Below are 21390 nucleotides of genomic sequence, written 5' to 3'. Positions count from 1 at the left end.
TGGATTGGACAATTTTTAGCTAGCGAGTTTTACATTAATTTGACAAGTTACTTCATTATTTCTTAGAATATTTTCTCTGCATTTTATCATCGCGTCTTCTGTTACTTCTAATATTCTGTAAGCGTTTATTCGATATTCATTTGTTGCATCATCTGAGTCTTCATCTGAAAAATATAGCTCTCTTGCCATGAGTAAGCTTAAGCCTAAAATATGGCTAATTTTATTGCTCTGAAGTGAGCTAGATTTATTTGTTTCAAAACCCCATGATTGTAAACAATGTACTGATTGACTTGGTTGCTGCCATGATTTTGCGAGCAAGACTGCATCCTCTTGCAGTTTTTTATTCCCTTTATTAGAAATCAAATTATCTAATTTAAACGTTTCGCGTCGTTCAACATTCCATTGAGTTAACAATCTGAATGTTGGCATAGTATATAATCTCGACAGTGCGAAGTAGGCAAGAGATTTTACCATTTCAGGGGATTCCAATTTTGCTAAAGCAGCTAGTTCGTTTGCGGTATTTGCCATTAATTGGCTGAAGTTTAAAAAGCTTTGCTGTAGTGGAAAGTGCTGTTGATTCAAACGAGTTATTAATGAGTACTGTAGTAGTAGTTGACCACTATTTTCTAGCCCCAGCATGGCAAGTGCATATTTTATAGACTGTACTTTTTGTTTTTGTCTATTATTTGCTTTAGCGGACTTCAATATTTGATCAGAATAAATCACGTCATTTTCTAGTGCTTTTTCGATAACTGATATATTACTTTCTTTATGACTTAATTGATCTTGTAGTATCAATAGAGATGCTGGTGCACGCTGGATTGGTAAAATAGTAGGAAAAGCTGCTACTGCAGTTTCACTTATTAGTTTTTTTACATAAGCTTTAATATTATCATCCCACCAATTATTCAGCTTATTAAAATTTACAAGTGTTTGAGTAGAATAAACACGGTTAACATTCGTAAGATTAACTTTCTCTATAGTATTTATTTTATTGTTAATATGACTAGGTTCGCTTGTAGGCTTTATAAGGCGAGTTATTAATGATGAGTTAGTTATAGCGATAACAAGATTGACGTTGCCATTTTTTAGTTTTATGTAGCACCCTGGCGGGTATAGGCTAGGGTATGTCATTAATGGTGATATTAACGTATACCAAGACATCGGTAATGTTGAAATCAAGTGTTTTAACGTAGAGCTAAATGTTAGAGGCTTATAACGGGTATTTGGAGTTGTGAAAATAGCTATTCTATTTGCTAGATAAGTTGCTTTTACTACTAAGGTTACAGAAGTTAATTCTGTAGGATTTTGTCGATGGACCACTTCAGATAATTCATAGGCGCTTAACCAAGGGATTAATCTAACCTGTTGTAATAGAGTCTTAAACTTTGGATTTATCTGGCCTGTTATTTCCTTCGGGGCTTTTTTAAAACTATTTGTCGTTTGGTAAAAATCATTGAGTTTATTTTGATTTAAGGCATAGAAGCTAATTGAAGCGCACATTAGTTGTATTGTGAGAGTCGCGTCAAACTTATTTCGGACGCCTATTAAACATGTGTAAATACATGCGTTAAAAGTAATGTTAATTATGTAAGGCAGTTTTTTCTTATATAAATTAGGTTGTGCGAACACTTCATCAGGCTGAATTCGAGCTAGCTCATACAAGTTACTGCAGAATATATGGGTTTTCTGCAGTAAGTACTTATTAATAGGGCTTTTTGCGTAATGGTTAAGAAGGCTAATTAAATCAATATATTGGAGTTTAATCTCATTTTTAGCCATAGCAGTTGAAGAGCGACTCTTTATTTATCAATAAATGACTGGTAGGCATTATCACCCCATGCAATCAATTCATTATTTTCAAATAAAAGTGGTGTGCATTCATCTTGGGTCGTTACCCCATCAGCTTGCATATGCTGAGTTCTGTAAAACATGACTTGTAGCTCTTTATTACTATTACGTTTTGCTTCAGTAATATCTGGGCTTCCTAGAAGGTCTAGAATAGCTTGTTTTTGTAACCCTAATTCAAGCTTAGATATTTGGACTTTATTGTATTCTTCTCTGTCTTCCCAACCCATATTTTCTGGTTTGTCAGGATAAAGGTTTATTACTGCAACTACAAATATGCCATATAAAAATACACCTATTACAATTCTATTTACTATTTTTTTATTCATGTTTTTCTTTCTAATTTTTATATCATTCGAATGATATAAAATTTCCATTACTTTTGCTGATAGTTAAACTTAAATATTAGTTAATTAAACCGAAGATTTATACTTTGTTATTTGATTACTTTGTTATTTGATTACTTCGTAACATGGCGTGTATTTTGAACCTGGAAGTTTCATGCGCTGTTGTTCTACAAAAGAGTTTAATAGCTCATCCATCAGAATCATTAACTCAGTATCACCATGCAGCTTAAACGGTCCATATTCGCTTATAAGCTGCACTCCTTCAGACTTTACATTACCTGATACTATTCCAGAAAATGCTTTTCTTAAAGCTGCGGCTAACTCAGCCTTTGGTTGGTCAAAGAATAACTTTAAGTTGGACATGTTTGTATGATCTGGAGAAAAAGGAAGTTGGAAGTCTGAAGCAATTTTTAATGACCAGTTAAAATCATACGAGTCACCAGTGCTTTTTCTATATTCTCTGACCTCACTTTGTTTTTGCTTTACCATGAAAGCAACTTTAGCCGCATCGCCTACTACAATTGTATATAAACTCTGCGCCTCACTCCCTAATGTTTTACCAATAAAATGATCAATTGCTTCAAAGTATGCTTTACTTTCATGTGGTCCGGTTAAAATAATAGGGAGTATCTGTTTCGAGTTTTGAGTGGCTAGCAGTACTCCAATAATATACAGTAGCTCTTCGGCCGTACCCGCACCTCCAGGGAAAATGACAATAGCATGAGACAGCCTTAAAAATGCCTCTAGGCGCTTTTCAATGTCAGGCATAATGACTAATTCATTTACGATGGCGTTTGGTGGCTCTGCGGCAATAATGCCTGGCTCGGTTAACCCCAAATATCTACCATTCTTATACCGTTGTTTGGCGTGCGCAATAGTCGCACCTTTCATTGGCCCTTTCATGGCTCCGGGACCACACCCTGTACATATATTTAATTCTCTAAGCCCTAATTGATAACCTACTTCTTTGGTATATTGGTACTCTATACTACCGATGGAGTGGCCCCCCCAACATACTACTAAGTCTAACTCACCAGTATTTTTGATTGCTTGTGCGTGGCGTAACATATCGAATACGCTATGGGTGATGTAATTCGAACTAAGGTTTTCACTAAACCATTGAGCTGAATATTTTGTCCCCATATGCAACAAATCTCTGAGCACAGCAAAGATATGCTCATGTACCCCTTTAATTAATTGGCCATCAACAAAAGCGTGAGGCGGAGGATTGACTAACTCAACTTTAACTCCACGTTCACGAATGATTAAATTAACGTTAAAGTCATGATGGGGTGAAAATATATCGTCGCTATTATCAATTTCTGCACCGCTATATAAAACCGCTAAACAACAATCTCGAAAAAGTTGGTAGAGTTCACCATCAGCAGATTGATTGAGCATATCCACTTCTAACTGGGACAATTGGCTCATAGCACCAACAGGGTTTAATTGAATGCTTTTCATACTCACCTCTATATTAATTATTTTGAGTGGCCATAATTACAATATTGATTATTGCCTAGCTTGTCGTTGCTCTGGGTAGATATTTTCAAAATTACTTCTAAAAGGGTTGATGTCTAACCCCCCTCTTCTCGTATATCGCGCATATACTGTAAGTTGTGATGGCTTACATTGACACATAATGTCCCAGAAAATACGTTCCACACACTGTTCGTGAAATTCATTGTGCTGTCTAAATGAAATTAAATACTTTAGCAGTCCTTCATGATTAATTTGTGGGCCATAATAATGAATATAGATACTACCCCAATCGGGTTGGTTTGTTATAAGGCAATTAGACTTTAAGAGATTACTAGATAACTTTTCTTTTATGATTTCACCACCAGAGAATAGCGTTGATCTATTCATCTTATAGTTATCAATTTCGATATCTAAATCATCTATATTAAGCGCAGAGAAACTACTTATAGGTACGTTAGAAAAGTATTCAAGAGGCATAACTTTAACTAACACATTTTCTTTTGCGCAGTGTGAAAGATCTTTAGTTAATATTCTTTGTACCGCCTCAAAAGAATCAAATTTACTTTGATTAAAGCTATTTAAGTACAATTTGAATGACTTGGATTCTATTATGTTAGGAGATGTCGCTGGTATTTCACATTGAAGAATTGCGACTTGTGGTTTGCCTTTCAAACTTAGCCAAGATAATTCATATCCATTCCATCGGTCAGTACCATGAAAAGGGACTCTTTCAGGTAAATTTAAATCATCTCGGTTCATACTACGAGGCACAGATTGTAGTAATTCAGGAGTGTAAGTCTCTAGGTATTCTGTTTTTTTGCCCAAACCTAGTGAAGCTAATGTCTCTTTTCTATCAATAGGTGTATTCACTTTTTCTCTTTAATTTTGAATTTCAGATAATAAGTTTACCCTATGAAGTAAACCTCCTAAACCTCTATGTGTTTTTTATTCCTCAAGATGGTAAATTGAAGTTTAATTATAAAAAAACTAGGTTGGTTATGAGTAGCTCAGTATCAATGGCATTAGATAAGTTTATCTTTAGGTTTCATAAGAAGCTCACGGAGTTTTCAGAAACTCTAAACATTGAGTATGACCCAAAGTGGCCATCCCTATGTTACTTGTCTGAAGGGCAACCAGGGGAATTAGTAGCTTGGCAACCAATTAAACGTTTACTTAAAAGCGATTTTACTGACGTTGAAAAAGCGCTAGGCATAAGTATTCATTCTGACTTGATTGATTTTTATAGTGAGTATTGGAGTGACAACCTAAATGCTCAAGCCAGTAAAGGGAAATTGCAGCTTTTACAGGCGTGGAATGATGATGATTTTGTTCGTTTACAACAAAATTTAGTGGGTCATGTCTTAATGAAACAAAGGCTTAAACAACCCATTACATTGTTTGTAGGGGTAACTAATGATGATGATTTTATTATTACGGTAAATAATGAATCGGGAGAGGTGATGCTTGAGCAAGTGGGCTTGATTCCTCAAGAAGTTGTCGCGCCGAATTTAGCCGATTTTTTAAATAGTTTGGAGCCAGATATTTCTATTTAACTTTACTTTTCAACAACGTCACCTCATTTATGATGCTTAGAAGTTGTTGCTCCAACTGATTAACTCTTTGTTCTAACGATTGTGGAGTTACTTGTTTTTCTTTTGATTCATCCATTGAGGGGCTAGGTCGTTGTCCTGGATTAGCCTTAAAGTGCTTTATTGCTTTAATCACCTCTGGAATAGGTAGAGGCATCGATGCAGAGCTTCGAATTAATGCTACCGTGGGCGTTTTACCTTTTAGCTGCAAGTCATAGCAAAGATTAATTAAATAGTTAGTGTTACTCATAGAGTTGGTCAAATTTCCCAAATATTTACTTTAACCGCTAAGTTAACCATATCTAACTATCATTGATTTATCAATATTTATATAAAAAACAAAAGGTTATATATTTGGCTTTATTATTGAATAGCACTATCGAATTAACATTTTAAATAAATTTAATAACTAAGGAGTTGAAAATGAATAAATTGCTAGCTGCTACAACTTTATGTACCTCATTGTTTTTGAGTGGTTGTGTTATCTCTGTAGACGGAGATGGAGATTTTGATCACTCTTCCTCATGGCACGATAACGCAAAGAAGAATCGTAAACACCTGTCTCAGTTACAACCAGGTACTACCTATGAACAAGTATTGAGTACTATGGGAATTGCTGACTTTAATGAGTTCTATAAAACCAACGCAGATCGTTATCAGGTTTTATATTATCGAACGCAGAGGGTAGAAAGTGATGGTATTACCAAAAAAGACGAGTGTACGCCTTTGGTTTTTAAAAATGGAGCGTTAGCAGGTTGGGGGGATAGCGCTTATAAAATGATAAACAACTAGTCATAAGTATTACGGAGTTGAACTATATTTAATCGTTTTATTGTTAACAATTCATTAACCTTGATGTAGAGTGGTGAAAAACGTAAATGGTTAACAATATGTGTAAGTCAATAGATAATAAATTAGAAGGTGTCAGTAATATAAAGGCTATTTATTTAGTAGCTGAAGACCTAAAAATCGCCGCCTCCATACTATATCTTGCTTATCATGATGACCCCCTCTTTGTTGATATATTTCAATATGATAAAGAGGGGTATGAATCCCGTTTACGCTCTGCAATCAGAGAGGAGTTATATGCATTTTGGGAAGCAAAACAGCCAATGATAGGCCTTTTTGATGCTAATAGACTTGTTGCGGTGGCTTGTTTAGTTAGCCCAACAAATCAACTGGCTCCAGGTAGATTTTGGCACTGGCGTTTGAAAATGTTACTAACTGCTGGGTATTTAGGTACTAAGCAAATGATAGAAAAAGAGAGGCTTGTGAGGGAGCATATTCCGGCAAAGTATTTTCATATGTTGTCATTAATTGGAGTGCATCCTGATCAACAACACTTAGGGTTAGGGCATGTTTTAATGAGTGCAATCGAAGGAGTTATGTTAGAAGATAAAAAGAGTGAAGGGGTAGGAATGTATGTGACTTTACCTAAATGCCTGTCTTTTTTTGAAAATGGAAAATATTCTATGATTGAAGAGTTAGAATTTGGGAATATTAAAGGGCATTTAATGTTTCGCCATAAAAATCCTTAAATACCCTTGTAAGAATTTCGCCCTTTCTTTGTAAGATATTTCGTACAGGGCTGTAAGATAAATCGTAAAGATGCCAGCGTGTTTAGCTTACAATATTTCTAACTTATTGTTTTTTATACAAATAACATAACATATGTCAATTGTGGTATTTTTCAATAAGTGTTTTTTGCAAATCCTTAGTAGTCAATTCTCTGAAATCCTCTATCTTTAACTGGTCACAAGGAAACACGACGGGTCAGGATGACATAGGGATAGATTGGATTGCTTAAGGATGTAAGCCGATATTACAAGGGAGTAATATCAAGGGATAGGAACTCAAGAAGAGTGCTTTAAATGGAAGCAAAGCTGAAGGATTGGAATACAGTGATGTAGATTTGCTTTGGATGGCAAGTTAAAGGATATGGACACGCTAGGATAGCGCCCCTCAGGGATATTGGGATGGAAAGGAAAAAGGATACACTCAGGATGAGTGGCTCATTAGGATATATGAGATGTAAAGGAAAGGGTAAAAAAGGATTTTTCTAGGACAATTTGCTAAGGACAGCAGAGATGGAACTTCAAAATTCTACCAAAAGGCATTTCTTGATTTTCAAGTCATGCCTTTTTCAGTTATAGATATATGCTAAAGAAAATTACCATCGATTTTATATGCCGGTGTGTCTACCTTCAATGTATGTAATCCAATCATGAATACTTTTCCCTGGTAACTATCTTCTCCGTTGCCTGAAAAATCAAAAGAAAACTCTGTATGAAAATCAAGCTTTCCTCGATAACTACTAATACGTGTATTTGTTCTGGCTACACTGATAAGTTGTATATTATGTTTATCACAGTATTGTTCTAAAGAGACTTTTACCTGCTCTGAAATCGCCCTAAACCGCCAAAACATAGCAAACAAGCATAAAATTATTACAAGTATAATTAAATCATAAATATTCATAGGTACTTACTGCTCAAAAACTTTTCCAATGGCCTTGGTAAGCCTCACGCTTTTATTAGTCCAGCGTAATACTGCCAACATGTACTGACGGATTTCTGGTATCTGTACTAGATCAGAATAAAGGCCCACAAAATAGTTTGTATCTGATTCTGCCAAATTATCTATGTATTTCGCTAAAATATCTGGAACTGTTAACCTTTTCCAATGTCTTGCAGCTATTAGCATTAAAATTGTGGGGTTCTTCCCAGAGGTACTTTGCAAAATAGAATAAACAAAGCCCTGTACTAATTCGCTAGCTTGGCTTTGACTTAACGCACGAATAATTGATTGAAGTTGCTCTTGGTCGTTTAAATCTTGTAGCGCCCTATCAATCAAAAACTTACTAAGTTGTAAACTAAGTTGGTGATTCTCTAATGAGGCACATAAGGCTACTTGCATTTGAGGTGGTAAATTTGCAAAGTTTGTTAGCAATAATTGTTCTGAATTTAGTGTATTCAGGGAAGCACAGAAGTCAGCAATACCTTGTAGTGGAATATTCTTCCAATCTTTATGTTCTGAGTACTCGATGAAGTTAACAGCACTTGCTAGATGTTTAGAAAAAGGCAACCCTAGTCTAATTTTACATAAACTATTAAAGTCGGCCAGTTGCTGCTGACCTGGAATAAACGTGAATGGATTTTCTGGTAGCTGATTATTAGGATTGTCTTTATTATTGAGTGACTCTCCTAATGCCTCGACCACGATTTGCAGAAACTGTTGCCTTCCCGCCTCTATAATCAGCCCTTTTTCATCAAGTGGTAATTTTATAAACCAAATGTAATGCTCTGCGCTGGCTAATTTATTAAAGAATAGAACACCAAACCAAGCATGTTGCTGCCTTGGCCTTGGAGCTGGCACTTGAGCACTTTCTATGTTTAAAAAATCTTGGGCATTGATGTTTACTATGCCCCTTGCCATATCAAACACATGGCACTGTGTGCCAGCTTGTAACAAAAATTCACTGATAGTATTAATGTGACTCATGGTATTCTTATATTTAAAATTTGAATTGGTTTGTTAGCTATAGATCTTAGTACTCTGATAAAATGCGTAACCCAACCTTTAGATTATTGATCATGCCATGTAGACACTCAGAAGTCGAAATTCTGCTTAAAAAATTAAAAAAGGAAATGATTATCTCTCATTTATGGGCAGATGTTTCACCGCCAGAGTTATCGCTCGAAAGTACAGTACCTTTTGCTTTTGACAAGATGCCATTTGAAAATTGGTTACAGTTTATTTTTATTCCTAAAATGCTGGGAATTGTAGCCTTAAAAAGTAATCTACCTGAACGTTTGTCTTTGATGCCGATGGCTGAGCAGTGTTTTCATGGGCTACCACATTTGTCGAGAGTATTGTTGGTGATTGCTGAGATTGATAGAAAGTTTTCGTGTTTTTCAAGAGAGTCGAGAGTATAAAGTGCAGTTAGACATTATTTATCAAGATGAGTTTTTAGTTGCTATAAACAAACCGTCCGGTTTGTTAGTGCATCGTAGTTTAATCGATAAGCATGAAACACAGTTTGCAATGCAATTGTTACGGGACCAAATAGGCCAGCATGTGTTTCCCGTACACCGTCTTGATAGGCCCACTTCTGGGGTGTTGATTTTCGCTTTGTCGTCAGAGGTTGCGAGAAAATTAGGGGAGCAATTTTTTCAGCAGAAGGTCGACAAAACTTATCTAGCTATTGTTCGAGGGCATACTAAAGCTGTCGGTGAGATTGATTACGCTCTTAAGGAAAAACTAGATAAAATCGCAGATAAAATGTCAAAACAAGATAAGCCAGCTCAAGCTGCGGTAACCATCTTTGATAAATTGCAGACTTTTGAGTTGCCTTTTGCCGTTGGTCGATACCCATCAGCACGCTATTCACTAGTTAAGCTAACCCCTAAGACTGGGCGTAAACATCAACTAAGACGTCATTTAGCTCATATTAATCACCCTATTATAGGTGATACTACCCATGGTGATGGCAAACATAATCGTTTTGTCCGCGAGCATTACGGATTAAAGCAATTAGCGTTGACTTGTAAATCTATGCATTTTCAACATCCAATTAGTCTTAGCCGTTTGTCACTTATTTGTCCATTAGATAGAAATATTTCTAGCCTTTTAGAAAATTGGGGCATGTGCCAAGTGGACCAACGCGAACTCGACAAACTATAAAATAGGTTTTAAAGGTAATATCATGAAAAAAATAGGGATTTTTGTTGGCTCCGTATATGGAAATTCACAACATGTCGCAGAAGAAGTTAGTGCAATATTAACGTCAAGTGGCTTTATGGTGGACGTGCTTTTAGACCCAAGTGTTAGTGTTGTTTCAGATGTATCAAGTTTACTTTTTATCACTTCAACTACTGGAGAGGGGGACATCCCGCCAAACTTAGAGTTTTTTATACATGACTTGAGAGAGCAAAGAATTAAATTAGAGAACAAGCCATTTGCTTTAGTTGCTTTAGGTGATAGCAGTTACGGTGATAGTTATTGTGGTGCAGGAAAAAAAATATTTAGCCTGTTAACAGAGTTAAGAGCTGACGCCATAGCTGAAATGTTAGAAGTTGATGCTTGTGAAACATTAGAGCCAGAAATAAAAGTGGTGTCTTGGATAAAAACCATAATGACTAAGTTTCAATAATTGATTGAAACACTAACTAATTTGCTGGTTCACCTGTATTTTAGGTACAAAAAAAGCGCCTATGGCGCTTAATTTAATATACGTACAAACCTAGCCTAAAGCTTTGATTTGTGCCGCTAGACGACTCTTATGACGAGCTGCCTTGTTTTTGTGGATCAATCCTTTAGTTGCCATACGGTCAAGCAAAGGTGTAGCTGCATTATAAGCAGCTTGCGCCACTTCTTTATCACCTGAGGCGATAGCAGCGATTACTTTTTTCAAAGATGTACGTGTCATTGAGCGACGGCTAGCGTTGTGTTGGCGACGCTTTTCGGCCTGTATTGCACGTTTCTTAGCAGACTTGATGTTAGCCAAGTTGGAACTCCCAAAAAATTCTAGTCAAAATTCAAGGGTGCGGATTATGGGGAACAAGCTATCGAATGTCAATCACTTTCGAGCTATTTATATACAAATAATGATGAATATTTTTTGTGGTATTTCTGGCTGCCAATTGCACCCATTATCAAGTTAAATATTATTATAATTGTAAATTTTTTGTGTTATTACTTTTTAATTTAACTCTTTGTTGTAAATAATAAAAATTTTGAATGTATATATTTGAATAAATTAAATTATTTCATAAATTCATCGGAGCACGAATCTCTATAGATTGGTTCCGTTAATTCCCGCATAATAAGATTTTGTATATTGGAATTAAGTGATTGTCACGTAAGTTATTAAAATCTGGTGTTATTGTCAGCGTTATGACATTCATTTCCAGAATTCTAGGCTTAGTTAGGGATGCTGTTATCGCTAACTTAATGGGAGCAGGAGCGAATGCTGATGTTTTTCTATTTGCTAATAAAATCCCCAACTTCTTAAGACGACTTTTCGCAGAAGGAGCTTTTGCTCAAGCCTTTATACCAGTTTTAACTGATGTCAAAAATGAAGGTGATGAAAATCACTTAAGAGAATTTATTGCTAAAGTCAGTGGCTCTCTCGGAGTGATTGTAACCATAGTTACCATTTTGGGTGTTATTGCCTCACCGATGTTAGCAGCGTTATTTGGTACTGGTTGGTTTATTGAGTATTTGCAGGGTGGCTCTCAAGGTGCCAAATTTGAACTAGCTTCCATGATGTTAAAAATAACGTTTCCGTATTTATTGTTTGTATCAATGACTGGTTTAGCTGGCGCTATTCTCAATACATTAAATAAATTTGCAATGGCAGCATTTACGCCTGTGTTGTTGAATGTGGCGATTATTAGTTGCGCAATATATTTGTCTCCTCATTTTGATGAGCCTGCATTTGCCCTAGCATGGGGGGTGTTTATTGGCGGGTTATTGCAACTTTTATTTCTCATTCCTTTTTTAATTAAAGCAAACGTATTAGTTAAGCCAAAGTGGGGCTGGAACGATCCTGATTTGATAAAAGTAAGAACGTTGATGATCCCCGCATTGTTTGGTGTTTCTGTCGGGCAAATAAACCTGTTATTAGATACGATGATTGCAAGCTTTTTAGGCACAGGTGCTATTTCGTGGTTATATTATTCGGACAGGCTGTTAGAGTTTCCTTTGGGTTTGTTTGGTATAGCAATCGCTACGGTTATTTTACCTACTCTATCTCGAAATCATGTCAGCAAAGACAGCAAATCTTTTAATAATAATATCGACTGGGCTGTTAAGATGGTTTGTTTTTTAGGTATCCCCGCTGCTACCGGGTTGTTTATGTTGGCAGAGCCTATGTTGTTAACCATCTTTCAACGTGGTGAGTTTACCCCACTTGATGCAACGTTCGCTTCACATAGTTTAATGGCTTATTCGTTTGGTTTGTTGAGCTTTATGTTAGTCAAAGTACTTGCTCCAGGCTTCTATTCTCGGCAAGACACTAAAACGCCTGTTAAGTTTGGTATTTGGTGTATGGCTGCCAACATGTTGTTTAATTTAGTTTTAGTCTGGCCTTTTGGATTTGTTGGTTTAGCTATGGCTACATCTTTGTCTGCTTGTATGAATGCATTATTGTTGTATGTGACATTGCATAAACAGGGGGTTTATCAAGCTTCCTCAAAAACGATGTGGTTGCTAATCAAAATATTGATTGCGAGCGCCCTTATGGCATTTGCAATTTACAGAGTAAACCCAGATATTACTACATGGCTAGAGTTCTCATTATTATTGAAAGTCATCGAATTAACTAAATTGGTAGTTGCTGGTGGTAGTGTTTTTGTTATTTCGTTATTGGTTTTAGGTGTTAGAAAAAGAAGCTTTGTAGCGGAATAAAACATCGTTTTTTACCAATAACAGTAGATGAAACCCTATTTGGGGAAATATTTTCAATAGTATTGCTCAAAAAACTTGATTCATGCTCCTTATCACTTTCAATCATGGCTTAGTCGGTTATAATCCGCGCTTTTAATATTTACTCAGCCGTCAATATTGTTTGACTGCATTTAAATTAGAGACGTTAATTGGAACTAATCCGCGGTATTCATAACATACGTGATAAACACAAAGCTTGTGTGTTAACCATTGGCAAGTTCGATGGTGTCCACCTTGGTCATCAAGCCGTGTTAAGTCAGGTAATCATGAAAGCTAAAAGCCTTGGTTTACCCGCGACTGTTATGGTTTTTGAACCGCAACCAGAAGAGTTGTTTATACCTGAACACGCACCAGCAAGGTTAAGTCTATTGCGAGATAAGTACATTCAACTTAAGCGTTTAGGTGTTGACCGTTTATTGTGCGTCAATTTTAACTGTACCTTCGCTAATTTTAGTGCTCATCATTTTGTTGAGAATCTATTAGTCGATAAACTTAATGTTCAATATCTTGTCGTCGGAGATGATTTTAGATTTGGTAAAAATCGAATAGGTGATTTTGCACTTTTGAAAGAAGAAGGTAGGCAACATCAATTTGATGTTGTGAGCACGCAAAGCTTTAAGGTTGAAGATGACCGGATAAGTTCAACGGCTATTAGAGAGGCGTTAAGTCACGATGATTTTGGTTTAGCACAGCAAATGCTTAACCGGCCTTTTAGCATTGCAGGTAAAGTTTTACATGGTGATAAGAAAGGCCGCACTATAGGTTTTCCTACAGCAAATGTTTTACTAAAGCGGTGTAAAGCACCAGTCAATGGTGTGTTTGCGGTTAACGTACAAGTTGCAGACAAGTGTTTTATGGGGGTCGCTAATATTGGGCATAGACCCACGGTAAATGGGCAACGCTCACAACTTGAAGTACACCTGTTTGGATTTAGCGGTAATTTATACGGAAAATTTATTTCTGTTGCATTAGTTCGCAAAATTAGACAAGAAATGAAGTTTGATTCTTTCGAGTTACTTCATAAACAAATACAAAAAGATGCATTAGAAGCCAAAGCAATACTTGGTTTTTCTTAAAAGCTTCAATTTTTTAACTACATTGACCAATTTGGATTTAACCAACAATGAGTGATTATAAACATACCCTGAATTTGCCAGAGACTGATTTTCCAATGCGTGGTGGGTTAGCTCAACGAGAACCTAAAATGCTGAAAGAATGGACAGATAAAAAGCTTTATCAGCAAATTCGTGAAGCCAAAAAAGGTAAAACTCCTTTTATACTGCACGATGGTCCTCCATATGCAAATGGAGACATTCATATTGGTCATGCTGTAAATAAAATACTAAAAGACATTATTGTTAAATCTAAAACGTTATCCGATTTTGATGCGCCTTATGTCCCAGGTTGGGATTGTCATGGCTTACCAATCGAACTAATGGTTGAGAAAAAAGTAGGCAAACCAGGTAAAAAAGTAACAGCTGCAGTGTTTAGACAAAAGTGCAGAGAGTATGCTGAAAAACAAATTGCAGGTCAAAAAGCTGACTTTATCCGTCTTGGAGTCTTAGGTGAGTGGGACAAGCCCTATAAAACTATGGACTTCATGTCAGAAGCCAACATTATCCGTGAGTTAGGTCTTGTTGTTCGTTCAGGGCATTTAGAGAAAGGTTTTAAGCCGGTACATTGGTGCACTGATTGTGGCTCGGCATTGGCTGAAGCAGAGGTTGAATATCAAGATAAAAACTCACCTTCAATCGACGTGAAATTTAAAGTCGTCGATCCATTAGCTGTGAGTCAACTATTTGGAAGCTCAAATGGTGAAGGAAACGTATCTTTCGTGATTTGGACGACCACCCCTTGGACCATGCCCGCAAACCGAGCTGTATGTGTTCACCCTGAGCTAGAATATAGCTTAGTACAAGTCACGCGCGAAAACGGCCCAGAACAATTAATTGTTGCAAGTGATTTGGTTGCGGATTGTATGCAACGCTTTGGTTTTGAAAACTTTGAAACGTTAGGGGTATGTAAAGGGCAAGCATTAGAATTACAAAAACTTAACCATGCATTTTACGATTTTACCGTTCCTGTCATTTTAGGTGATCACGTTACTACTGAGTCTGGAACTGGATGTGTTCATACCGCGCCAGGTCATGGTGTTGATGATTTTAATGTTGGTAAAAACTACAACCTAGAAGTGGCGAACCCAGTTGGTGCGAATGGCGTTTACCTTGAGGGGACGGAGTTGTTTGCCGGTGAGCATGTCTTTAAGGCTAATGATCATGTTGTTGATGTATTAAGAGAGCATGGTGCGCTATTGCATCATGAAGTGTACAACCATAGTTACCCCCACTGCTGGCGTCATAAGACGCCTATTATTTTCCGCGCGACCCCACAATGGTTTGTGAGCATGGATAAAAATGGCTTACGTGAAGAGTCTATTAAAGAAATACACAATACTCAGTGGATCCCTGAATGGGGAGAAAGCCGTATTGAAACTATGGTAGCTGGACGTCCTGATTGGTGTATCTCTCGTCAACGTACTTGGGGCGTTCCCATTGCTTTATTTGTGCACAAAGACACTGGGGACTTACATCCTCGTACAGATGAACTAATTGAACATGTTGCAAAGTTAGTTGAGAAAAAGGGCATACAAGCTTGGTGGGATATAGACACCGAAGAGCTACTTGGAAAAGACGCAGAAACGTTTGTTAAAGTTCCAGATACTCTAGATGTATGGTTTGACTCTGGCGTTACCCATTACTTTGTTGTAGATGCACGAGATGATATTCCTGCATCAGCAGATCTATATCTAGAAGGCTCGGATCAGCACAGAGGTTGGTTTATGTCTTCCTTAATGACATCTGTAGCGACAAAAGGAAAAGCCCCTTATAAGCAAGTGTTGACCCACGGCTTTACAGTCGATGGTGATGGCAAAAAAATGTCAAAATCATTAGGTAATACAATAGCGCCTCAACATGTTACGGGTAAGTTAGGTGCTGATATTTTACGTTTGTGGGTAGCCTCCACCGATTACCGAAGCGAAATTGCTGTTTCTGATGAAATTTTAAATCGTTCTGCAGATGCTTATCGCCGTATCCGCAATACCGCTCGCTTTTTATTAGCTAATTTAAACGGCTTTGACCCTAAGAAAGATCTTGTGGCCATTAATGATATGGTTGAGTTAGATAAGTGGGTTATGGGCAGGGTGTATGATATTCAACAAGATATTATTGGCGCTTACGAAAAGTATGACATGTTAGTGGTAACACAGAAGTTAATGCATTTTTGCTCGATAGAACTTGGTAGCTTTTATTTAGATATCATTAAAGATAGACAATATACTGCGAAAAGTGACAGTCACGCTCGTCGCTCATGTCAAAGTGCCTTGTATCATATTATCGAAGCTTTGGTTCGTTGGATGGCACCAATTACTAGCTTTACTGCTCAAGAGTTATGGCAAGAAATGCCATGGCAGCAAGAAGAGTTTGTATTTACTGGCAAGTGGTATAAAGGGTTGCAAGAAGTGAAGTTATCTGGTGAGTTTGATAATCAATTCTGGCAGCAAATATTAACGGTAAAAAATGAAGTGAACCGTTGTATAGAAGCCACCCGTAAAGAAGGTAATATAAAAGGCTCATTGCAAGCAGAGGTTACGTTATACGTGACTAGTGATTTGTTTGCGACACTGTCAAAGTTAGAAGATGAGCTGCGTTTTGTATTGATCACTTCAGGCGCAAGTGTTGAAGAGGTGACTGAAGCACCAAACGAGGCATCTAAAACAGAGCTTCCGGGCTTGTGGGTAAATGTAGCCGTCTCTTCTGCTGAGAAGTGCAGTCGTTGCTGGCATCATAGAGAAGATGTAGGGCAAGATGAAGCTCATCCAGAATTATGCATTCGTTGTGTTGATAATGTAGAAGGAGAGGGTGAAGTTCGATCTTATGCTTAAACTGTTTAAACTAACAGGTTGGCGATTTCTATGGATTTCCGCTTTGGTATTTGCAGTTGACCAGTCTACCAAAGCTTTAGTTCTGAGAGATATAGAGTTGTATCAGGCTATTCAGGTTCTGCCTTTTTTTAACTTAACTCATGTATATAACTATGGGGCTGCTTTTAGCTTTTTACATGATGCTAATGGGTGGCAACGCTGGTTTTTTACGGTGATAGCTTTCGCGGTAAGTGGTTTTGTTCTTTGGTGGTTAAAACAAACAACTAAGTCGCAGATACTGTTGCCGGTAGCATTTAGTTTAATTATAGGTGGGGCATTAGGAAATGCTTATGACCGCTTGTTTTTGGGTTACGTAATAGATTTTTTAGTATTGTATTACGAGCAATGGCAGTGGCCTGCATTTAATGTCGCCGATAGTGCAATATGTCTGGGAGCTTTGTTATTGCTCATTGATATGTTCAAAAATAAAGAGGAAAAAGATGACTGAATGCGCGAAGAGTGCGATAACTCAAGGAAGTGAAGTTGTGCTTCACTTTGATTTGAAGTTAGCCGATGGTTCTGCTGCTGATAGTACTAGAGTGAATGATAAGCCTGCAAAACTAGTGATGGGGGATGGAAGTTTAACTGCTAGTTTCGAGGCGTGTTTATTAGGCTTGATTACGGGCGATAAAAAATCTTTCACTTTAGAAGCTGATGATGCGTTTGGTATGCCTAATCCAGATAACATTCACCATTTAGAGCGGAGCAAATTTGGCTCTGATACACCAGCTGAAGAGGGAATGATTATTGCCTTCGCACAGCCAGATGGCAGTGAACTGCCTGGTATTGTAAGGGATGTGACGGGTGACTCTGTGACCGTTGATTTTAATCATCCATTAGCTGGACAAGTCATCACTTTTGATGTGGAAATATTGTCAGTTAGCTAAACTCTATTGAGTCGAAACTCACTTTTACATTATTTATTGAGGAATATACATGCACATTCATCTAGCTAACCCTCGGGGATTTTGCGCTGGTGTTGACAGGGCGATAACCATAGTAGAGCGCGCCTTAGAAATGTTTCCTGCTCCTATTTTTGTTCGTCACGAAGTTGTTCACAATAAATTTGTAGTTGATGGCTTAAAAGAGCGTGGAGCTGTCTTTGTTGATGAATTGTCAGAAGTGCCGGATGATTGTATTGTCATTTTTTCTGCTCATGGTGTCTCTCAATCAGTCAGAGTTGAAGCTGCTTCTAGAGGATTGAAAGTGTTTGATGCTACTTGCCCGCTAGTGACAAAAGTGCATATGGAAGTGATGCGAGCTAGCCAAAAAGGCATTGAATGTGTTTTGATTGGTCACAACGGTCACCCTGAAGTGGAAGGAACTATGGGGCAATATGCTAATGCTGAAGGAGGAATTTACTTAGTAGAGTCAGCTGCTGATGTAGTTGGTTTAACCGTTAAAAATGAAGCTGAGTTGTATTATTGCAGTCAAACTACTTTGTCTGTAGACGATACTGCTGATGTGATTGATGCGTTACGCGCTAAGTTCCCAGCTATTAAGGGGCCACGTAAGGATGATATCTGTTATGCAACGCAAAACCGCCAAGACTCAGTTCGAGAGTTAGCCTCTGATTGTGATTTGTTATTAGTAGTGGGGGCCCAAAATAGTTCGAATTCAAATCGATTAAGAGAGTTAGCTGAAAAAATTGGTGCGAAAGCGCACCTAATTGCAGACGCTAACTGTATTCAGAAAGAATGGCTTGAAAACTCTAAAAATATTGGGATTACAGCTGGGGCGTCGGCACCTGAAGTGTTAGTCCAAGGCGTGGTTGATAGATTAAAGCAATGGGGCGCTAGAAGTGCTACCGAAAGAGCCGGGCGAGAAGAGAATATTGAATTTGCAGTTCCGAAAGAGTTAAGAGTAAAACAAATAACTTAAATACAGATAGCCCACCTACTAAAAGCATTCCTTGGGTGTTTTTAGCATAGACTGATCAATACTAATATTTATACATTGAGCATCGTCAATTTGCATGTCAATGGCAGTGGCGGTCAATGTGTACTCAGTTGCTGACTCATTACTTACACTAAACTTATAATACTTACTGACAGGCAGGGTTAGTTCTGTTGCGGTTGCGTAACGAATGTTTTCCAACCTGAATGCTTCTTGTTGAATCTTTAATTGCAACAATTGTGTGATGCCATCACCTCTCCTAGAGGTCAGTATCTGACTGTGAAAAGATGGATAAGCGATTGTTGTTATTATCCCAATGATAACAACGACAAACATTAATTCCAATAACGTCATACCCATTATCGGGTTCAGTGAATAACTTTCCGTGTTTGAGGTTTTTCTTCGTTTTAGTGACATTTCCCTTCCTGTGTTATGCCTTTTTTAAGAATTGAACTATTGTTGAACCAATGGATTGATTAAATTATAGGCTTATTTTTTATAAGCGCTAATGCATGGATGCTTATTATGTTCAAATATCAAGGTTTAACACTTCTTGAGCTTCTAGTTACTATTTCGATACTTGCCTTACTAGTGACACTTGGGATACCAAGTATTAATAGTGCTCAAAAGAGACTGCAGTTAAAAGGGGCTGCTGAAACTTCTTATTTTGCTTTTCAAAAAGCTCGCTCGTTTGCCATCGCTAAAGGTATCGATATCTCCATTTCATTTAGAGAAGGGGATGAGTGGTGCGTTGCGTTGAGCAAAGTTGGAGAGTGTGATTGTTTAATAACTACAGAGTGTTTAGTTGATGATATCGACTATTCAGTCAACGCTAGTGATTATGGCTTTATTTCAATGCAGCAGCTTAAGTTTGGAAAGTTAAAACTCACTACCTTTGATGCCGCGAGAGGACTTTCGATAGGACATGCAGGTTCACTGGTATTTTCTGATGGTATAAATCAATTAAAAGTTATTTTAAGCAATATGGGACGAGTTCGAATATGTTCAGTAGGCAATGCTTGGGGAGGGTATGCCAAATGTTAAATCAACAATTTAAACAAAACGGCAATAGCCTAGTTGAATTAATGATCTCCATTACTTTGGGATTTGCATCTATGACAGCAATGTCATCGTTGGTAGGACATGGTATTGCTTTAAACAGTCAATTAATGACGAAGTCTAGATTGAATGCAGAAGTAAATGCTGTTTTAGCTGTTATAAGTCAAGACTTGGGAAGGGCTGGTTATCAAGCTTTTACTAAAGAGTTATTAGATGATTCAAATACCTTTATTAATCCATTCCATAAATCTGTGGCGCTGTCCGAGTATGAGAATGAGTCAGTTAACAGCTGTATAACATTTGCTTATGACAGAAATAAGAATGGAAAATTGGATGTCATAAATACTAACGAAAACTATGGTTACCGGTTGAGGGATAATGCGATAGAAATGAGAATTGATGGACTAGGATGTGATAAAGGCGGCTGGCAAGACCTTACTGATTCTTCTCTCATTAAGATAAATACTTTGAGTTTCGAGTCATACAAAATTGCTCATAATAACATTGAACAAACTAGGGTTACGATTCAATTGGAAGCCGAACTACTAAGTGAACCAGACCTGTCTCGTTCTGCTAAGCTAAGTGTCAGTGTTAAAAACTATGATTAGTCGCCTAACGTCAACAGCCATGTTTAGCTTGAGGTTTCAGCGAGGTGCAATTGTCCTTTTAACGGTTACTTTGTTATTGATAATTGTAAGTCTGGTTACACTTTATACAGGCAAAATTCAAACCTTTGAACATAAAATCACTCTTAATGAACAGAGTCTAGTTTTAGCAAAAGCAAAATCAGAGGAAGGCCTGCAAAGAGTCATAGCCCTTCTAAATGCTGATAAAGCTATTGTTACAACAATTTCAAATTCGGCAATAGTTTCTGATGGTTTTACAGCTGTTTATGGAACGGTAGAAACAATAACTAACAATAGACTTTTGGTAAGTTTAACTTCTTATGGGACATCTCCAGATGGCTTGGCATCAGTAAATACGCAGCAACAAATTTTGATTTATCCATTAATGTTCAATAACCTTATTTCACCGCTCATAGTTCAGGGAGGGGTTTTAAATGAAGGAGAAATCGAAGTCGTAGCTAATCCCGACGGCTTAGGAGTTGGAAAGCCTCTGAGTATATGGTCTGATTTATCCATCGATTTTATATCGAGTGACCATCACTCTTGCTTAAAAAGTGAATTTGATCATGGGCAATGCAGCAGCTCAAGTATTTCTAATAAGGTGATACAAACGACTGATTTGGTTGAGTCTTCGGTGACTTTTCCAGGAAGTTTGTCAGAGTATCTTTTTAATATCGAAACTACAGATATATTGGAATTAAAATCACAAGCTAAGTTTGTTTTTTCTGGGTGTGAGCATCTCTCTGATATGAGCTACGGCATGATATGGATAGAAGGAGATTGTGAAGTGGATTTTAGTACCACTGTGGGAAGTCCTTCAAAACCAGTTGTGATGATCGTGATGGATGGGGACATTAATTTATTGGATGATGCGACTATATATGGCCTAGTGTGTTCATTTCGTTCCAGTAACTCAGTTTTGAGTTTATCGGTGAATATGCATTCAGGTGCATTGATTAGTGGAGGACTTGTATCTAACCATGCCTTAGGCGTTCACAGTACCACTACTCGGGTTGTTTATGATGCTCAGGTTGCCAATGCATTAGTTACTTTAGATAGTTTGCAAATGTTGGCTAATGTCCCTGGTAGTTGGAACAACTTTTAGAGGATAA

Annotated in this window: 24 protein-coding genes; 15 read left to right on the top strand and 9 right to left on the bottom strand. The window is 37.4% G+C overall.

The annotated features are described in order from the left end of the window. Nucleotides 1-15: 15 nt before the first annotated feature. From ABJD71_RS12620 to queF, 4 genes are all read right to left on the bottom strand, one after another. Complete coding sequence (locus ABJD71_RS12620; protein ID WP_348169736.1) at nt 16-1503, bottom strand: HDOD domain-containing protein; 1488 nt, start codon at nt 1501-1503, stop codon at nt 16-18. Between the two features lie 299 nt (nt 1504-1802). Then, complete coding sequence (locus tag ABJD71_RS12615; protein ID WP_348169733.1) at nt 1803-2177, bottom strand: DUF3192 domain-containing protein; 375 nt, start codon at nt 2175-2177, stop codon at nt 1803-1805. Between the two features lie 123 nt (nt 2178-2300). After that, nucleotides 2301-3659 (bottom strand): nucleotide 5'-monophosphate nucleosidase PpnN, encoded by a 1359-nt coding sequence (ppnN, locus tag ABJD71_RS12610; protein WP_348169730.1) that lies wholly within the window; start codon nt 3657-3659, stop codon nt 2301-2303. Nucleotides 3660-3707: 48 nt separating this feature from the next. Next, nucleotides 3708-4547, bottom strand: a complete 840-nt coding sequence (gene queF / locus ABJD71_RS12605) for an NADPH-dependent 7-cyano-7-deazaguanine reductase QueF (protein ID WP_348169728.1) — start codon at nt 4545-4547, stop codon at nt 3708-3710. A gap of 128 nt (nt 4548-4675) precedes the next feature. On the opposite strand from queF, the gene syd reads away from it, so the two are divergent. After that, nucleotides 4676-5230, top strand: coding sequence for a SecY-interacting protein (gene syd / locus ABJD71_RS12600; protein WP_348169724.1), 555 nt, complete (start codon nt 4676-4678; stop codon nt 5228-5230). Here syd and ABJD71_RS12595 read toward each other — a convergent pair. Beyond that, nucleotides 5223-5516, bottom strand: a complete 294-nt coding sequence (locus ABJD71_RS12595; RefSeq protein ID WP_348169721.1) for a hypothetical protein — start codon at nt 5514-5516, stop codon at nt 5223-5225. The genes syd and ABJD71_RS12595 overlap by 8 nt on opposite strands. A 173-nt stretch (nt 5517-5689) precedes the next feature. On the opposite strand from ABJD71_RS12595, the gene ABJD71_RS12590 reads away from it, so the two are divergent. Together ABJD71_RS12590 and ABJD71_RS12585 are read left to right on the top strand one after the other, a co-directional pair. Further along, the gene (locus ABJD71_RS12590) at nt 5690-6058 is read left to right on the top strand and encodes a DUF3192 domain-containing protein (protein WP_348169718.1); all 369 of its coding nucleotides are present in this window, start codon (nt 5690-5692) and stop codon (nt 6056-6058) included. Nucleotides 6059-6144: 86 nt separating this feature from the next. Further along, a complete protein-coding gene (locus ABJD71_RS12585; protein WP_348169715.1) occupies nt 6145-6804 on the top strand; it encodes a GNAT family N-acetyltransferase in 660 nt (219 codons plus the stop codon). A gap of 622 nt (nt 6805-7426) precedes the next feature. On the opposite strand, the gene ABJD71_RS12580 is transcribed toward ABJD71_RS12585, so the two are convergent. Next, nucleotides 7427-7744, bottom strand: a complete 318-nt coding sequence (locus ABJD71_RS12580) for a DUF3301 domain-containing protein (RefSeq protein ID WP_348169712.1) — start codon at nt 7742-7744, stop codon at nt 7427-7429. A gap of 6 nt (nt 7745-7750) precedes the next feature. Further along, nucleotides 7751-8767 carry a DUF3549 family protein gene (locus ABJD71_RS12575; protein ID WP_348169709.1) on the bottom strand — a complete coding sequence of 339 codons (1017 nt, stop codon included), beginning with the start codon at nt 8765-8767 and terminating at the stop codon, nt 7751-7753. Nucleotides 8768-8829: 62 nt separating this feature from the next. Between ABJD71_RS12575 and ABJD71_RS12570 the strand changes: the two genes are divergently transcribed. The 3 genes from ABJD71_RS12570 to ABJD71_RS12560 are packed head-to-tail and all read left to right on the top strand — an operon-like array spanning nt 8830 to nt 10418. After that, on the top strand, nt 8830-9201 hold the full coding sequence (locus tag ABJD71_RS12570; RefSeq protein ID WP_348169706.1) for a YqcC family protein: 372 nt from the start codon (nt 8830-8832) through the stop codon (nt 9199-9201). Between the two features lies 1 nt (nt 9202). Next, on the top strand, nt 9203-9949 hold the full coding sequence (gene truC, locus ABJD71_RS12565; protein WP_348169703.1) for a tRNA pseudouridine(65) synthase TruC: 747 nt from the start codon (nt 9203-9205) through the stop codon (nt 9947-9949). Nucleotides 9950-9971: 22 nt separating this feature from the next. Next, on the top strand, nt 9972-10418 hold the full coding sequence (locus tag ABJD71_RS12560) for a flavodoxin domain-containing protein (RefSeq protein ID WP_348169700.1): 447 nt from the start codon (nt 9972-9974) through the stop codon (nt 10416-10418). A 90-nt stretch (nt 10419-10508) separates the two neighbouring features. On the opposite strand, the gene rpsT is transcribed toward ABJD71_RS12560, so the two are convergent. Further along, nucleotides 10509-10772: a 30S ribosomal protein S20 gene (gene rpsT / locus ABJD71_RS12555; protein ID WP_348169697.1), complete on the bottom strand. Its 264-nt coding sequence runs from the start codon at nt 10770-10772 to the stop codon at nt 10509-10511. 347 nt (nt 10773-11119) lie between these two features. Between rpsT and murJ the strand changes: the two genes are divergently transcribed. From murJ to ispH, 6 genes are all read left to right on the top strand, one after another. Continuing rightward, on the top strand, nt 11120-12676 hold the full coding sequence (murJ, locus tag ABJD71_RS12550) for a murein biosynthesis integral membrane protein MurJ (RefSeq protein ID WP_348169694.1): 1557 nt from the start codon (nt 11120-11122) through the stop codon (nt 12674-12676). Nucleotides 12677-12864: 188 nt separating this feature from the next. Continuing rightward, complete coding sequence (ribF, locus tag ABJD71_RS12545; protein WP_348169691.1) at nt 12865-13791, top strand: bifunctional riboflavin kinase/FAD synthetase; 927 nt, start codon at nt 12865-12867, stop codon at nt 13789-13791. A 47-nt stretch (nt 13792-13838) separates the two neighbouring features. Further along, on the top strand, nt 13839-16658 hold the full coding sequence (gene ileS / locus ABJD71_RS12540) for an isoleucine--tRNA ligase (protein ID WP_348169688.1): 2820 nt from the start codon (nt 13839-13841) through the stop codon (nt 16656-16658). Next, nucleotides 16651-17145 carry a signal peptidase II gene (gene lspA / locus ABJD71_RS12535; protein WP_348169685.1) on the top strand — a complete coding sequence of 165 codons (495 nt, stop codon included), beginning with the start codon at nt 16651-16653 and terminating at the stop codon, nt 17143-17145. Before ileS ends, lspA begins: the two co-directional genes overlap by 8 nt. Further along, nucleotides 17138-17584, top strand: coding sequence for an FKBP-type peptidyl-prolyl cis-trans isomerase (fkpB, locus tag ABJD71_RS12530; protein WP_348169682.1), 447 nt, complete (start codon nt 17138-17140; stop codon nt 17582-17584). The genes lspA and fkpB overlap by 8 nt, the downstream gene beginning before the upstream one ends. 49 nt (nt 17585-17633) lie before the next feature. After that, on the top strand, nt 17634-18578 hold the full coding sequence (ispH, locus tag ABJD71_RS12525) for a 4-hydroxy-3-methylbut-2-enyl diphosphate reductase (RefSeq protein WP_348169679.1): 945 nt from the start codon (nt 17634-17636) through the stop codon (nt 18576-18578). A gap of 18 nt (nt 18579-18596) precedes the next feature. Here ispH and ABJD71_RS12520 read toward each other — a convergent pair whose 3' ends face one another. Continuing rightward, complete coding sequence (locus ABJD71_RS12520; protein ID WP_348169676.1) at nt 18597-19010, bottom strand: type IV pilin protein; 414 nt, start codon at nt 19008-19010, stop codon at nt 18597-18599. 108 nt (nt 19011-19118) lie between these two features. Here ABJD71_RS12520 and ABJD71_RS12515 point away from each other — a divergent pair, with 108 nt between their 5' ends. The 3 genes from ABJD71_RS12515 to ABJD71_RS12505 are packed head-to-tail and all read left to right on the top strand — an operon-like array spanning nt 19119 to nt 21383. Next, the gene (locus tag ABJD71_RS12515; protein WP_348169673.1) at nt 19119-19637 is read left to right on the top strand and encodes a prepilin-type N-terminal cleavage/methylation domain-containing protein; all 519 of its coding nucleotides are present in this window, start codon (nt 19119-19121) and stop codon (nt 19635-19637) included. Next, nucleotides 19631-20260: a prepilin peptidase dependent protein B gene (locus tag ABJD71_RS12510; RefSeq protein ID WP_348169670.1), complete on the top strand. Its 630-nt coding sequence runs from the start codon at nt 19631-19633 to the stop codon at nt 20258-20260. Before ABJD71_RS12515 ends, ABJD71_RS12510 begins: the two co-directional genes overlap by 7 nt. Next, nucleotides 20241-21383 (top strand): hypothetical protein, encoded by a 1143-nt coding sequence (locus ABJD71_RS12505; RefSeq protein WP_348169667.1) that lies wholly within the window; start codon nt 20241-20243, stop codon nt 21381-21383. Before ABJD71_RS12510 ends, ABJD71_RS12505 begins: the two co-directional genes overlap by 20 nt. Nucleotides 21384-21390: the final 7 nt, after the last annotated feature.

Source organism: Paraglaciecola sp. (genome assembly GCF_039943935.1).
Classification (GTDB): Bacteria; Pseudomonadota; Gammaproteobacteria; order Enterobacterales; family Alteromonadaceae; genus Paraglaciecola.
The sequence above is the reverse complement of the archived record's forward strand: the minus strand, read 5'-3'. Positions and strand labels throughout refer to the sequence as shown.